The following is a 12,800-nucleotide window of genomic DNA, read 5'->3' as shown; positions in this document are numbered from 1 at the left end:
TGCGACGAAGCAATCCAAATCCCTCCGCGGAAGCAGCCGGGATCGCTTCGTTACGCTCGCAATGACAATGTTGAATGGCTTGCCTTCATCACCACGATCGGACTCGTAGGGTGGGCAAAGCGGAGCGTGCCCACCGATCTCGATTGTGCCGATAGAGTGGTGGGCACGGCGCTTCTGCGCCTTTGCCCATCCTACGGCATCTACGGCATCTTATTACGCTGCAATCAAATCGTCATATACGCCGGCATCATCAGCGGCGAGCTCGTCGCAGAACAGCCGTGCCTCCTCGCGCGCGGACTCCGTGGCGAAGCGGCGGAGCAGGACCATCAGCGGCTCGGTGGCGCCGCGATCGGACTCGCAATGGGTGAGCACGCGCTCGACCATGCGCCGGCGCAGCCGCGCCGCACCGTCGTCGGTGTCGACGAAACCCTGCTCGTGACAGGCATCGAGCGCGACCTGGAATGCCGCGAACGCCGTCTCGGGCAGCCCCGCGCGGCGCAGCAGTGCTTGCACGCTGTGGCCACCGCGATCGTGCAGCAGCGCCGAGACGCGCGGCAGCGGCAGATCGGCAAGCTCGGCGAGGGCCGCATCGAACAAATCGAGATTGCCCGAGAGCAATGCCCGCAGGATCAGGCCCGCGGTCAATTGGCCGGTGACGCGCAAATGGCAGACCAGGCCTTGCATGTCCTCGCCGCGCGAGCGCGCCGCGATGTTCATGGTGGAGCGGTCGCGCGCCTCGATCGTGATACGGTCCGCACGGTCCGCGCTCAGCCAGTTTCGCGCCACCACGAATTGCGCCAGCGTCTGCGAGAGCTTTGCGACCAGCGCAGCGCGCGTCGCGGCCGGCAGATCCTCCAGCACCAGCATCGCCTCACGGATCGCAGCGAGGTGGCCGTGGCGCTCGGCGATGCGGTCCCAGGAGAACGGGGCGAGCTCGGCATGGGGATTTTCGATCAGCTCAAGCGCTGCCGCCGCGCAGCCGACCTCGGCAATGGCGGCGCAGACCGAAACCGGCAGCGCAATGCGCCGAGCAACCGCGCATTGCACCGCCTCATCGCCGGTCGCGACGATGTCGACGAGATCGGCGTCGATCAGCAGCGGAGAATGCTCGAGGATCGGCATCGCCACGGTCGGCTGGTCCGCCGACAGCGCCCGCACGATCGTCGCCGGCGCCTCGCTGCTGCGGGCAAAAGCCTCGGCCATCGCCTGCCGCACCAGCGGCGAGGGATCGTCGAGCAGCATCAGGAGCGCGCCTTCGGCGGCGATGCGATCGTCTGCGGAAAGGTCCGAGATCAGCCAGGCCCGGGCCAACGCCCGTGTCGCCTCGGCGCGCTCGCCGGCGGGCGCCGTCCTGATCCAATGAATGAATTGCCGAACAATCATCCTGCTTCCGGCTTACACAACAGACGAAAAACGATGACGGCTCGTCATCTGCAACACAAAATAAACCACGACGCTTAACAAAGCGTTCACCATAACCGGCTGGTTTTGTTGATGATTTGTTAAGGGAACAGAGGCGCCCTGCTCGTACCCCCGGACGCAGCGCAGCACGCTGTGATGCGCTGCTGAGCCAGGGCCCATTTCCAACAAGAGGATTCGTCGCAGCATGGGTCCCGGCTCTGCGCAGCAGCGCTTGCGCGCCGCAGCGCGTCCGGGACACGAGATCTCGGCTAGCTCGAGAACGTCCCGCTGCGATCGCTGAAGAGGTCGAGCGGCTGCGGCGGCCGCACGTCCGGCGTCACCGAGGCGACGGACGTGAGCGAGGCGTTGTTGCCCCACAGTTTCTGCACCGTCGCGGAGACCGGCTGCGCGGCATCGCCGGGCTGATAGATCGAGCGAAACACCGGCGTGCCGTGCGCGCTGTCCGCGACGGTCGTCGACGACGTCGCACTGACAGGCGTCACGGCGCGTGTATTCGGGAAGGTCTGAAGATAGGCGGCATTGTCGATCACCCGTGCCGTCGGCTGCACGCCGGTCGCGCTCGCGACCTCGGTGGTCGACGGCGTGCTGCCATACATCGCCATTGCGCTACGGGTCACTTTCGAGTTGGCCGCGCTGGCGTAGCGCGCATCGAGCACCGAATAGACCTCGGACACGCTGCGGGCGCGGCCGTCCCTGGCGTAGAAGATCGAGCGGTTGGCCGCGGCTGCGTTGGGAAACAGCCGCGCGCCGACCGCTTGCGGATTGTCCTCGGCATTGGCGATCAGTTTTGCCGCGCCGCCGACGCCCATGAAGTGGGCCATGTAGAGTTCGCTGTCGCTCGGCCTGCGCCCGAGCAGGCCGGTGAGCTTGAAGCCGTTCGACTGCGTCAGCGCCGCGGCCATGGCGGAAGCGGCTTCGGGATCGTCGCGCAGCTTCATGATCGACCGCTTCTTCACGGGATCGTCGACGGTGTAGCTGCCGGACGAGGTCTTGGTGATGGCATCGGCATAGCTGCCATAGCCGAGCTGCGCGCCCGCTTCCTTCACCGTGCCGAGCCAGGTCTGGTCGATGAACTGGTAGAGCCCCTGCGCGGACGACGTCGTGGCGGCGGCCGCCGGATTGAAGTCCGATTCCATCTTGGCGGTGGTCAGCATGTACTGGAAGCTGACGCCGGAGATGTTGGATGCCTGCTTGATCGCACCGGCGACGCGCGCGCGCGACGGATCGAGACCGGCCGTCTGCGTCGCACTGAAATTGTCGACCGACATGTTGGAGTGCCCGACCCGCGCGGCGTTGAGCGGCGCCGGCAATTCGGACGCCCTATCGTCTCACCGTGGGACAGGTATGGTTAACGCGGGGTTAATCCGGCGGTTCGGGTCTCCGCCATCATTCCGAGGCATCGCGAAGCGATGAGCCCGGAATCCATCGAGCCGCACGTGATGCCGTACGATGGATTCCGGGCTCGCGCTTCGGGCGCCCCGGAATGACGGCACCTACTTCTTGTAGACCGCGTCCGGATCGAACAGCCGCTCGGCGTCGGCGAACACCAGCTTCGCTTCCCCGCCCGCTCCCTCGACTTTGCGATAGAAGCACGACCGCCGCCCGGTGTGGCAGGCTGCGCCGACCTGCTCGACGCGGATCCACACCGCATCCTGATCGCAATCGGTGCGGATCTCGATCACACGCTGGGTCTGACCCGAACTCTCACCTTTTCGCCACAAGGCATTGCGCGAGCGGCTGAAGTACCAGGCCTCCCCGGTCGCAATGGTCTTGCGCAAAGCCTCGTCGTTCATGTGCGCGACCATGAGCACGTCGCCGGTGGCGACGTCGGTCGCGACGCAGGTCACGAGGCCGGCCGCATCGAACCTGGGCCGGAAGGCGAGTCCTTCCTCGATGTCATGAGAGTGAGCTGACACGGCACCCCTCGCCAAAGCATGATCCGGAAAAGTGCAAGGTCGTTTTCCGAAGAGACCAGGCTCAAAAAATAAAGCTTCGCGAGGTCAGCGCGTGCCTCGCACCAGCGACAGGAAACGGGCCTGCTCCGCCGGATTGTCGCGGAACATGCCGGTGAAGCGGCTGGTGAAGGTGGAGGCGCCGTGCTTGGCAACGCCGCGCACCGACATGCAGGTATGCTCCGCCTCGATCAGCACGGCAACGCCGCGGGGCTTGAGGACCTCGTCGATGGCCGCCGCGATCTGCGCCGTCAGATGCTCCTGGGTCTGGAGGCGGCGGGCGAAGATGTCGGTGAGGCGGGCGAGCTTCGACAGGCCGACGACCCGTTCCACCGGCGTATAGGCAATGTGCGCCTTGCCGTAGAACGGCATCATGTGGTGCTCGCATTGCGAGGTGAACTCGATGTCGCGCACGAGGACGAAGTCGTCATAGCCGGCGGTCTCGCCGAAAGTGCGGTCCAGCACCTCGGCCGGGCACTGGTGATAGCCCTGATACAGCTCGTCGAAAGCCTCGACGACGCGGCGCGGCGTGTCGAGCAGGCCCTCGCGGTCGGTGTTCTCGCCGATATAGGCGAGCAGCGTCTTCACCGCCGCCTCCGCCTCGGCGCGGGCCGGGCGAGGCTGGTCGGCGCGGACGGCCGCCGCCAGGAATTCGGCGGGATCGAGCTCGGCCGGTCGGCTCTCGGGCTGCCGGTCGGTGGGCTTGCCAGCGCGGATGGATGTGATTGCAGCGTCCATATCGACTCCGTTCGACGGCCTCACGGCCGGAGTGTCACCGGCAGACGGGGCGGCGAGCCGCCGGACGCCTGAACAGAACAACTTTCGGCGAAAAGATCCTGGGTCATAACGCCGGCCGCGCAGATCTGGATCTCCGCCGCCGCACCGCTGGACTGTTTTTCCACCAGTTCCGCCCCTATATAGGACCGTGGACGGCGCCCGCCAAGGCCGATCCGGCCCGGACGCGGGTGTGGGAAGTGTTGGACTCCATCACATGCTGAACGACATTTACAACAAGCGGATCATCGAGTTGGCCGGGAATATTCCGCGCCTCGGGCGGTTGTCGGACCCCGATGCCACCGCGACTGCCCATTCCAAGCTGTGCGGCTCGACCGTGAAGGTCGATGTCAAGATGAGCGGCGACACCGTCACGGACTTCGCCCATGACGTGAAGGCGTGCGCCCTGGGGCAGGCCTCTTCATCCATCATGGCAAGTCACGTGGTCGGCTCGACTGCGAGCGAACTCCGTGAGTTACGCGAAACCGTTCGCAAGATGCTGAAGGAGAACGGCGCGCCACCTGAAGGCAAATGGGAAGAGATCAAGTTTCTGGAGCCGGTCCGCGACTACAAGGCCCGCCATGCCTCGACGCTCCTGACCTTCGATGCCGTGGTCGATGCCATCGGTCAGATCGAGGCCAAAGCCAAGGACGAGGCCAAGCAGCCCGCCGCAGCGCAGGGCTGAAGCCCCCTCTCCGTCGTTGCGGTGCGATACGCAGCATCAAACCGGGAATGCCGAGCGAAGCAGCGCGAGAGCTTCAGGCTCATACCTGCGCACGCACTTGCACACCAGGGTTCGCGCCGACGCGCGCCCCGGAACGATTACGGGGAATCGTGGGCTTACTTCTGCGTCGCGGCGGCCGGCGTGACGACGCCACCGGTCGGCACCACGGCTTCCGCCGTCTTGGTCGACTTGTTCGCCTGCTCCGGTTCCGCGCCGAACCTGGCCTGGGACTTCGGTGCAGCCTCCGCCATTGCCGGCACCGAGATGTCCACATGGGGGAGCACGTCGGCCACGAGATCGGTCGTAACCAGATTGGTGAGCTTGAGCTCACCGGCGTCGAGCTCGCGCAGGTCTTCCCAGGGCGGGACGCTGAGCGCAAGCGACAGCAGGTCGCCGGCGCCGCCCATGTCAAAGGTGTATTTGGCGAGGCGGCCGATGTCGCGCTCCACGATCATCAGATCCTGCGCGCTATAGCTCGCCGACTTGGCATCATCGGCGCGATCGCCCATCCAGATCTGGTGAACCCTGACGTGAGCGGATTCCGGCACGTAGCGCTTCTTGCCGGCCAGCAGCAGGAACGCGCACATGGATTCGCAATAGGCTTCGGGCGCGACGGCCGGGCGCGTCGACGGCCCGCCACGGAGGCTCACGCCGACTGTGGTCAAAAGCCCGAGATTGCGGAAGCGCCGGCCGAGCGTGATCGCGTCATTGACGGAACCGCCGCTGGAGTCGAGCACGACGGTCGCACCGCCGAGCTGGCGCCCGCGCGCAAACTCCTCGAATTCCCTGGGGGTATCGGCGGTGATGATGCCGACTGCACTGATCCAGCCCCGGCAGTTCGGCTCGCAGGCGACCCAGCCGAACTTCATCGGCAGCTTGCGCTCTTCGAGGGCAGCGCCCGCTCGGGCCGACGACCCGAATGTCGCGAGAGCGCCAGCCAGCGCGACTCCACAAACGGCGGTCCCCACCAGCAACCACCCGCGAAATTTGAGCGACGTCAGGAGTTTCAAACTGGTCCCTTCCCCAAGCCCCAAGAGCGATTCAGGCAAGCCCCGTGTTGCGTTCAATGAGTCTACACATGAACGTCACAAAAAAGGTATCCGGGGGAATACAGATCGTCCATAGATACTTGCTGCACTGCTCCCAAAAAATATGCAAAATATGGCGTACAAACAACAACTTACGGTTCCCTGCGCCGGAACCGTGCAATACCTTGGTCAAGGTCGCGGCAAAGCGCCCATGAAGCATTCAACCTGCGAGCATTGTTCTAAGCCCCTCGAGGATGCGCTCCTCCTGCCGCGCAGGTTTGGCCGTGCGCTGATCTGGCTGTACCGCCATACGCTGTCGCCCTTGGTGGGCTACAACTGCCGGCATCTTCCAACCTGCTCCGTCTACGGCGATGAGGCGATCGAGCGTTTCGGGCTCTGGGCCGGCGGCTGGATGACGCTCGCGCGCCTGCTCCGCTGCCATCCCTTCGGTACGTCCGGCATCGACAACGTGCCACTCACCCCGCCGCAGGGGGCCCGATGGTATCTGCCCTGGCGCTATGGCCGCTGGCGCGGGGTCAATGCGCGCTGACGCTTGCTGCGGTGCTTCGTGGGGCGCCGCCCTGACTGGAAACCAAGACTTTCCGCGCGCGTTGTCATGATGCTCCCCACGGGAGGAAACAACGATGCGCTGGAAAATCAGCCCGCATTTTCACGTCAAGCCTGGTCCGCATTTCGGTCGCAGGGGACACGATCCCAGAACCATCGACCTGCTTATCATCATGGCCCTGCTCGCACTCGTCCTCGGCTCGGGCTGGTACCTGGCGAGAAGCTTGGCAACACAGCCCAGCACGACGACTTACATCGTGCCGAGCCAAAGCGTGCATTGGTAATCATCGGAACCAGTAGAATCGTCCCTGTGACGGAGGGATCGACTCGGGCGGACGAAGCCGCTTCGGACGCGGCGGCCTTGGCGGCGGTTCAGCAACCGAAGTGGTCTCGGCTCCCGGCGCGGCCTCGCTGCCCGGCACCTTCACGGACAATAGCAGGTTCGATTCGTGCGTCCGCCAGCGATAGCCGACGCCGAAATCGATCGGCTGGGCACGCGTAAACAGCGCGGCGTAGCGCTCCTGGTAGCGACCGGGGAATTCGTCGATGGGACCGAGATAGCGCCCGAACGGGAAGAACCGCCATTGCCGCGCATCGTAGTTCGAGAGCGGAATGCCCGAATCGTCCTGGATGATGGTGGCGCTGTTGGCGAGCAGCCAGTCCCGCACCACGGTGAAGTTGCCGGAGTGCAGCAGATAGGACGCGCTCTTGAGCAGGCTGTTGCCCGGGCCGAGCGTCTCGCAGAACTTCAGGAAACCCGTGCTGCGCGCCCCTGAATTGGAGAGGTCGGTCGAGAAATAATACAGCGTGCGCGCTTCGCCGTCGCTGCCCGCGAAGGTGATGCGGACGCCGCGCGTCGCGTTCCGCCCCGGGTTGTCATCGCGGGCATGCATCCCCCCCTTGTCGTCGATCGCGACCATCTCGACGTTGCGGATGGTTTTGCCGGATCGGGCGAGGAAGACATAGAGGATCGGCAAGGTGCCGTTGACCTGATTGGCGCTCAGGTCGACTTTCATCTGCTTGGTGATGAAGAAGGAGAAGCTCAGGATCGAGCCGAGGGAGCGCTCGACGTTGTAGAGCGCGGCGCCGACCGCACCGCGCGGCAGGCGTGTGAGGTCGGGCACCGCGCCCACCGGCTCGAGCGCGCCGAGCACATAGGTGCCGGCCCTGGAATAGAAGGTGTTGGCGTAGAGAAAGTCGGGGCCGCTGAACATGTAGAACATGGTCGGCCGGGGCGCGGCCAGATTGACGTCGGCCCAGCTGCGGATCTTCGCGAGCTGTCGCTGCTCGAGCTGGGCGAAGGCGTTGTCGAAGAATTTTGCGTGACGCTGCCAGGCCGGGTCCCGGGTGAGCGGCACCAGGGGCGAGTCGGCCGAAGGCTGCATGCCCGCCAGGAAGCGCGCCGTGTCGTCGAAAGTGACCTCGGCGGCGCGTCCGGATGACACGGCCGCAGCCAGGAGGGCGAAGGCGACGGCCGCAATTCTCAGTGATCGGAGCATCTCTATTCGCGATGTGGTGAAGCGGCAGCGGCGACGGGCCGCCTGCGGAAAACAGCATAAATCAACAGGCCGGAGAGCATGACGAGCATCCCCGACAGCGACTGAACCGGCCGCTCGGTCAAAAGGTAGTACATCATGAATGCCGTCACGAGCAGGAAAACGAGCGGCGTGACCGGGTATCCCCAGGCGCGATAGGGCCGCGGCAGATCAGGATCGGTGATGCGCAGCTTGATGACGCCGGCCACCGTGAAGAACGAGCAGAGCAGCAGCGCGAACTGGATGAAGTCGAGCACCGCCTCGAAGCTGCGCGTGAACAGCAGCAGGTTCGCGACGGCGAGCTGAAACAGGATGGCATAGGCCGGCGCACCGCTCACCGATCGCTTCGAGAAGACGCGCAAGGCCGGAATGTCCTCCCCCATCGTCATCATCACGCGTGGGCCGATCCACATCATCGCGCTGATCGAGGAGATCAGGCCGAAGCAGATCATGGCGCCGACGATCCGGCCGCCGAGACTGCCAAAGATGGCGGTGCCGGCGACGCTGGCGACGTCGAGCTGGCCGGCGAGCGCGCTCACCGGCGTAGAATAGAGAAACACCGCATTCAACGCGACATACAGCACGAGCACGATCAACGTGCCCGCGAGCAGCGCGCGCGGCAGGCTCTGCTGCGGCGTCTTCATCTCGCCGATGATATAGGTCGCCGCGTTCCAGCCCGAGAACGAATACATCACGAAGACGAGCCCGATCGCGAAGGGCGCGCTGACGATGTGGACGAGATCGCCCGGCTGCGGCGTGAAGGCGATCGGCTGCGGTACGCCGATGACGAAGCCGGCGACCAGGAAGGCGACGATGAGCACGACTTTCAGGATGGTCGAGATCAGCTGGAAGGCCGAGGAGTGCCTGACGCCGGTCAGTTGCACGAGCGAGACCAGCCACACCACGCCGATGGCGAGCGGGATCGGCGGCAGATCCGGGAGGACCGATTTGGCATATTCACCGAACGCCATCGCGGCGAGCGCGACCGGCGCGGCGAAGCCGACCGTTGCGGACACCCAGCCGGCAAGAAAGCCGAAGGCCGGGTGATAGGCGCGGCCGAGGAAATTGTACTCGCCGCTCGAGCGCGGAAACATCGCGCCCAGCTCGCTGTAGGCGAAGACCCCGCACAGCGCGACGACGCCGCCGATCATCCAGAGCAACAGGATCGAAAAGCCGGACGGGATGTCCTTGACCTGGAAGCCGAGGCTGGTGAAGACGCCGACCCCGATCATGTCGGCAACGACGATGGCGGTTGCGACCGGAACGGAGACCCCGGCCCCGCTCCCGGTCAGCCGTCGCGTCCAGGGCACGGTCGCCGCATCTGATGCCGTCATCAGGGTCCTCGAACCTCAGGCGTTTCGCCTTGCGAGCCCATCGTGCAGTTTGGCCCAGTCAATTCAAGCAGGGTTAACAAGGGTTAAATGAGGCAGCCGCCGCGGGGTACCAAGACACCGCCCAACCACGCTTTTCCGACGATTGCGCTGGATTTGCCGCGAACTCCCGGTTTTCCCTCCCACAATCAGGACACGATTGCATGGTCCTCTTGAGCGTTCCGGATGTGGGGAAGTTTGTCCGGACACTTAACGTCGCCTAAACGCCGGTCGGCTCAATTGTCTCAAATCGTGCCGACGGACTTGATGTCGCGGCTTGGGGTCATGGGTGGATGTTCGGGGCCGTTCCGATACTGAGAGCTGACTTTCGTGCCGATCCGGCGATGTCCGGTCGGCACGGTCGTGCGCTCCGGCTTGGCCTGATCTCAGCCTTGGTGCCGTTGTCGCTGGCGCTGGTTCAATGCGGCAAGGCGCCAGATCCGGCGGCGCTGGCGGCGAACTCGCAGGCGAACGTCCAGGTCGTTGCCAAAACCAATGTGCAAACCTCGCGCGCGGCGAGCGGCGACACGTTCGACGACCGCTTCCCCGCCCCTCAATTCAGGGAACGCTTCCCCTCGGCGAGTGAAAGCTTGCTGCAACGGCAGATGTCGGATTTCTCGCCCAAGCGCGCCGTGCAGCCTCAGCCGGATCAGGTGCCGTACAAAGTGGCGTCGCTCGAGCCGCAACTCCCCTACAAGCGCCCGCCCCGCGAGGACCTGACGACGCTCGTCAGCATGAAGTCGTCGGCCTTCCCCTATTTCGGCAACAACCCCGCCTCCGACGCGCCCTTCCTCAACATCTCCAAGGGCGACCGCCGCGGTCACCGCAGCTATTCCGGGCGCGTCTACTGGCAGGACGAGACCTACAGCGACAGCCGCGTGCTGGTGCACGTGCCCGAGCATTTCGACCTGCGCAAGCCGGGCGTGATCGTGGTGTTCTTCCACGGTAATGGCGCGACGCTCGAGCGCGACGTGCGCGACCGGCAGATGGTGCCGAAACAGATTACCGATTCCGGCGCCAATGCCATCCTGCTCGCACCGCAAATGGCGGTCGATGCCGCCGATTCCAGCGCCGGCAAGTTCTGGCAGCAGGGCGGATTCAAGCGCTTCATGGAGGAGTCGGCGACCCACCTCGCCCGCCTCACCGGCGATCCCAACAGCGCGCGCGCCTTCGCCAACATGCCGATCGTGATCGTCGGCTATAGCGGCGGCTTCCTGCCGACGGCCTGGAGCCTGGAGGTGGGCGGCATCAGCGACCGCGTCCGCGGCGTCGTGCTGCTCGATGCGGTCTACGGCGAAATGGACAAGTTCGCGTCCTGGATCGAGAGCCACCGTTCCGGCTTCTTCGTCAGCGCCTACACCCGCCACACGGCGCGCCGCGACCGCGAGCTGATGAGCATGCTCAGGCAGAAGGGCATCAGCGTCGCCGAGGACATGGACGGGCCGCTACGGCCCGGCAGTGTGGTGTTCGTGGAGACTGGCGAGGGCATCACCCATCGCGACTACGTGACGCGCGCCTGGACGCGGGATCCGCTCAAGGACGTGCTCGTGAAGATGTCGGCGACACCGTCGCTCGCGCTGACGCGCGTCGCCGCCACCAATCGCTAGCCTGGCGTGGATCAGGTCTTCGGCAGCTTCGGAATGCTCTCGGCAAAGCCGTTGAAGCAGGTCAGCCGTTCGTCCTCTTCCTTGAAGAAGCGGCAGTCGGCATAGCCCTTGGCCTTGGCCGGCTTCGGCTTCGGCGCCGGCGGGATAACCGCGTCGTAGCAGTTGAGGCGATCCTTGGTGCCGTCGTCGATATCGAGGCAGGCCTGAAGGCGCACGGCGATCGATTGGGGCTTGCCCTTCGGAGCGGCGACAGCCTCCTTGGTGCCTTTCGGCTTGACCTGCACCAGCGGCTTGTCCCCCACCATAGGTGGCTTCTCGGTCTGTGCAAATGCGGAAGCTGAACAGAGCACCGCGGCAACCGCCAGAATCATCCTCATCTCAGTCAACTCTCTTTGGTCCCCATAACCGGCCTTCTAACGCTCTCCCGCGCAGTTTGCCAAGCACCTTGCGTGCAGGAGAGGCGGCATTCAGGCGGCGGCAGCCGTCGGACGGGGCCGGGTCAGGATCACCAGGATCAGCGCCAGCACGACGAAACCGACCGCGACGAAGCCGAGCGTGTGCAGGCGGTCGTGGGCAAACAGCAGCCCCCCGATGGCGGAGCCCACGGCCTGGCCGATATAGAGCACCGAGGTGTTGAGCGCGACGGTCGCCGATGCCAGCGGCGGCGCGGCCGCAACCAGCCGCACCTGCTGCATCGAATTCGTCGAGGCAAAGCCAAGTCCCCAGATCGTAACCGCGACCGCCATCAAGACCAGCGAGCCGGCGCCGAGCGCCCAGCCGGTGACGCCGGCGAGAAGCAGGCAGGTGAACAGCAGCGAGGTGCGATAGGGCCCCGATGTGTCGACGATGCGGGTGGCGATGACGACGCCGAGAAAGCCGCAGACGCCGTAGAGCGCGAACACCATGCCGATCGCATCGGGGCCAGCGCCGGTGAGCTTGTTGAGCAGCGGGCCCATGTAGGTGAACACGACGAACTGTCCCGACATTTGCAGCATCGTGATCGCAAGCAGCAGCAGGATCGTCCTGCTCCGGCCGACGGCGGCCCATGTCTTCAGATCCACCGGTGCGCCCTTCAGGCCCGCCGGCAGACGCAGCATCAACAGCAGGAAGCTGATGCAGCCGAGCGCGCCGATGCAGCCATAGGACGCGCGCCAGCCATAGCGGCTGGCGATGAAGGTGATCAGCGGCAGACCGACGGCAGCGGCCAAGGACCAGCCGAGGAAAATGTACGCAATGGTGCTGCCGCGGCGCTTCACCGGCACGATCAGCGCAGCCGTGCCGGCCGCCTGCGGCGTATAGAGCGCGCCGACGGCGAGCATCACCAGGCGAATGATCAGGAGGCTGGTGTAGCCGGGCGCGAAGGCCGAGGCGAGATTGCCGAAGGCAAGCACCGCAAGCGTGATCGCGAGCAGCATTCGCCGCTCGATGCGGCTGGTGAGCCAGGCCGTGAGCGGCGAGCCGACGCACAGCGTCACCGCGCCGAAGGTGATCAGCAGCCCGGCCGCATGGATGCTGACGTCGAGTCCCCCGGCCAATTCCGGCAGCATGCCCGCCGGCGCCAGCACCGAGCAGCCTGTGACGAGGTTGCCGAGCATCAGGGCGGTCGGCGCGAAACGGCCGGCGGCGGGGGCATTTTCCATGCAAACGCATGTAGCGGCACTTGTTTCTGGGGTAAAGGGCGGCCAGATAAAATAGCTGCCTCGATACGGCTCAAGCCGCCTCTTCGCCGCCAACCCGACATCGCAGGAAAAGCTCACGACTGAGATACCCTTGTCTCGGACGCATTTGCCTGCAAAAAATACAACCGAGGCGGGCAGGCCA

General features: G+C 65.2%; 13 protein-coding genes. 4 read left to right on the top strand and 9 right to left on the bottom strand.

All coding sequences use genetic code 11. The annotated features are described in order from the left end of the window. Positions 1-213: 213 nt before the first annotated feature. The 4 genes from AC3WLX_RS21750 to folE all read right to left on the bottom strand — a co-directional run bounded on the left by AC3WLX_RS21750 (position 214) and on the right by folE (position 4,112). Complete coding sequence (locus tag AC3WLX_RS21750; RefSeq protein ID WP_492337536.1) at positions 214-1,383, bottom strand: DUF2336 domain-containing protein; 1,170 nt, start codon at positions 1,381-1,383, stop codon at positions 214-216. A gap of 287 nt (positions 1,384-1,670) precedes the next feature. Further along, complete coding sequence (locus AC3WLX_RS21745; protein ID WP_492337535.1) at positions 1,671-2,732, bottom strand: transglycosylase SLT domain-containing protein; 1,062 nt, start codon at positions 2,730-2,732, stop codon at positions 1,671-1,673. Positions 2,733-2,915: 183 nt separating this feature from the next. After that, positions 2,916-3,338 (bottom strand): phosphoribosyl-AMP cyclohydrolase, encoded by a 423-nt coding sequence (gene hisI, locus AC3WLX_RS21740; protein WP_291623346.1) that lies wholly within the window; start codon positions 3,336-3,338, stop codon positions 2,916-2,918. A gap of 84 nt (positions 3,339-3,422) precedes the next feature. Continuing rightward, positions 3,423-4,112: a GTP cyclohydrolase I FolE gene (folE, locus tag AC3WLX_RS21735; RefSeq protein ID WP_492337534.1), complete on the bottom strand. Its 690-nt coding sequence runs from the start codon at positions 4,110-4,112 to the stop codon at positions 3,423-3,425. A gap of 253 nt (positions 4,113-4,365) precedes the next feature. Here folE and AC3WLX_RS21730 point away from each other — a divergent pair, with 253 nt between their 5' ends. Beyond that, positions 4,366-4,833 (top strand): iron-sulfur cluster assembly scaffold protein, encoded by a 468-nt coding sequence (locus tag AC3WLX_RS21730; protein ID WP_492337533.1) that lies wholly within the window; start codon positions 4,366-4,368, stop codon positions 4,831-4,833. A 155-nt stretch (positions 4,834-4,988) separates the two neighbouring features. On the opposite strand, the gene AC3WLX_RS21725 is transcribed toward AC3WLX_RS21730, so the two are convergent. Further along, on the bottom strand, positions 4,989-5,882 hold the full coding sequence (locus AC3WLX_RS21725) for a COG3904 family protein (RefSeq protein ID WP_492337532.1): 894 nt from the start codon (positions 5,880-5,882) through the stop codon (positions 4,989-4,991). A 229-nt stretch (positions 5,883-6,111) separates the two neighbouring features. On the opposite strand from AC3WLX_RS21725, the gene yidD reads away from it, so the two are divergent. Both yidD and AC3WLX_RS21715 read left to right on the top strand, forming a co-directional pair. Beyond that, on the top strand, positions 6,112-6,450 hold the full coding sequence (yidD, locus tag AC3WLX_RS21720; RefSeq protein WP_492337531.1) for a membrane protein insertion efficiency factor YidD: 339 nt from the start codon (positions 6,112-6,114) through the stop codon (positions 6,448-6,450). Between the two features lie 94 nt (positions 6,451-6,544). Then, positions 6,545-6,751 carry a hypothetical protein gene (locus AC3WLX_RS21715; protein WP_492337530.1) on the top strand — a complete coding sequence of 69 codons (207 nt, stop codon included), beginning with the start codon at positions 6,545-6,547 and terminating at the stop codon, positions 6,749-6,751. Here the strand turns inward: AC3WLX_RS21715 and AC3WLX_RS21710 are convergent, their stop codons facing one another. Then, entirely contained in the window at positions 6,752-7,966 is a 1,215-nt protein-coding gene (locus AC3WLX_RS21710; protein WP_492337529.1) for a hypothetical protein, read from the bottom strand. A gap of 2 nt (positions 7,967-7,968) precedes the next feature. Beyond that, a complete protein-coding gene (locus tag AC3WLX_RS21705; RefSeq protein ID WP_492337528.1) occupies positions 7,969-9,336 on the bottom strand; it encodes an APC family permease in 1,368 nt (455 codons plus the stop codon). Between the two features lie 329 nt (positions 9,337-9,665). Between AC3WLX_RS21705 and AC3WLX_RS21700 the strand changes: the two genes are divergently transcribed. Beyond that, positions 9,666-10,979 (top strand): alpha/beta hydrolase, encoded by a 1,314-nt coding sequence (locus AC3WLX_RS21700; RefSeq protein ID WP_492337527.1) that lies wholly within the window; start codon positions 9,666-9,668, stop codon positions 10,977-10,979. An 11-nt stretch (positions 10,980-10,990) separates the two neighbouring features. Here AC3WLX_RS21700 and AC3WLX_RS21695 read toward each other — a convergent pair whose 3' ends face one another. After that, positions 10,991-11,356, bottom strand: coding sequence for a hypothetical protein (locus AC3WLX_RS21695; protein WP_492337526.1), 366 nt, complete (start codon positions 11,354-11,356; stop codon positions 10,991-10,993). 90 nt (positions 11,357-11,446) lie between these two features. After that, entirely contained in the window at positions 11,447-12,619 is a 1,173-nt protein-coding gene (locus AC3WLX_RS21690) for an MFS transporter (protein WP_492337525.1), read from the bottom strand. Between the last annotated feature and the right edge of the window lie 181 nt (positions 12,620-12,800).

Source organism: Bradyrhizobium sp. FW305-F6 (assembly GCF_058782905.1).
Note: the sequence above shows the minus strand (reverse complement) of the source record. Positions and strands in the feature narration are given on the sequence as shown.

Excerpts from the sequence above, each read along its gene's own strand:
- folE (WP_492337534.1), bottom strand. The coding sequence starts at position 4,112 with ATGGACGCTGCAATCACATCCATCCGCGCTGGCAAGCCCACCGACCGG.
- AC3WLX_RS21690 (WP_492337525.1), bottom strand. The coding sequence starts at position 12,619 with ATGGAAAATGCCCCCGCCGCCGGCCGTTTCGCGCCGACCGCCCTGATG.
- yidD (WP_492337531.1), top strand. The coding sequence starts at position 6,112 with ATGAAGCATTCAACCTGCGAGCATTGTTCTAAGCCCCTCGAGGATGCG.
- AC3WLX_RS21700 (WP_492337527.1), top strand. The coding sequence starts at position 9,666 with ATGTTCGGGGCCGTTCCGATACTGAGAGCTGACTTTCGTGCCGATCCG.
- AC3WLX_RS21695 (WP_492337526.1), bottom strand. The coding sequence starts at position 11,356 with ATGAGGATGATTCTGGCGGTTGCCGCGGTGCTCTGTTCAGCTTCCGCA.
- AC3WLX_RS21705 (WP_492337528.1), bottom strand. The coding sequence starts at position 9,336 with ATGACGGCATCAGATGCGGCGACCGTGCCCTGGACGCGACGGCTGACC.
- AC3WLX_RS21730 (WP_492337533.1), top strand. The coding sequence starts at position 4,366 with ATGCTGAACGACATTTACAACAAGCGGATCATCGAGTTGGCCGGGAAT.
- AC3WLX_RS21715 (WP_492337530.1), top strand. The coding sequence starts at position 6,545 with ATGCGCTGGAAAATCAGCCCGCATTTTCACGTCAAGCCTGGTCCGCAT.
- AC3WLX_RS21710 (WP_492337529.1), bottom strand. The coding sequence starts at position 7,966 with ATGCTCCGATCACTGAGAATTGCGGCCGTCGCCTTCGCCCTCCTGGCT.
- AC3WLX_RS21750 (WP_492337536.1), bottom strand. The coding sequence starts at position 1,383 with ATGATTGTTCGGCAATTCATTCATTGGATCAGGACGGCGCCCGCCGGC.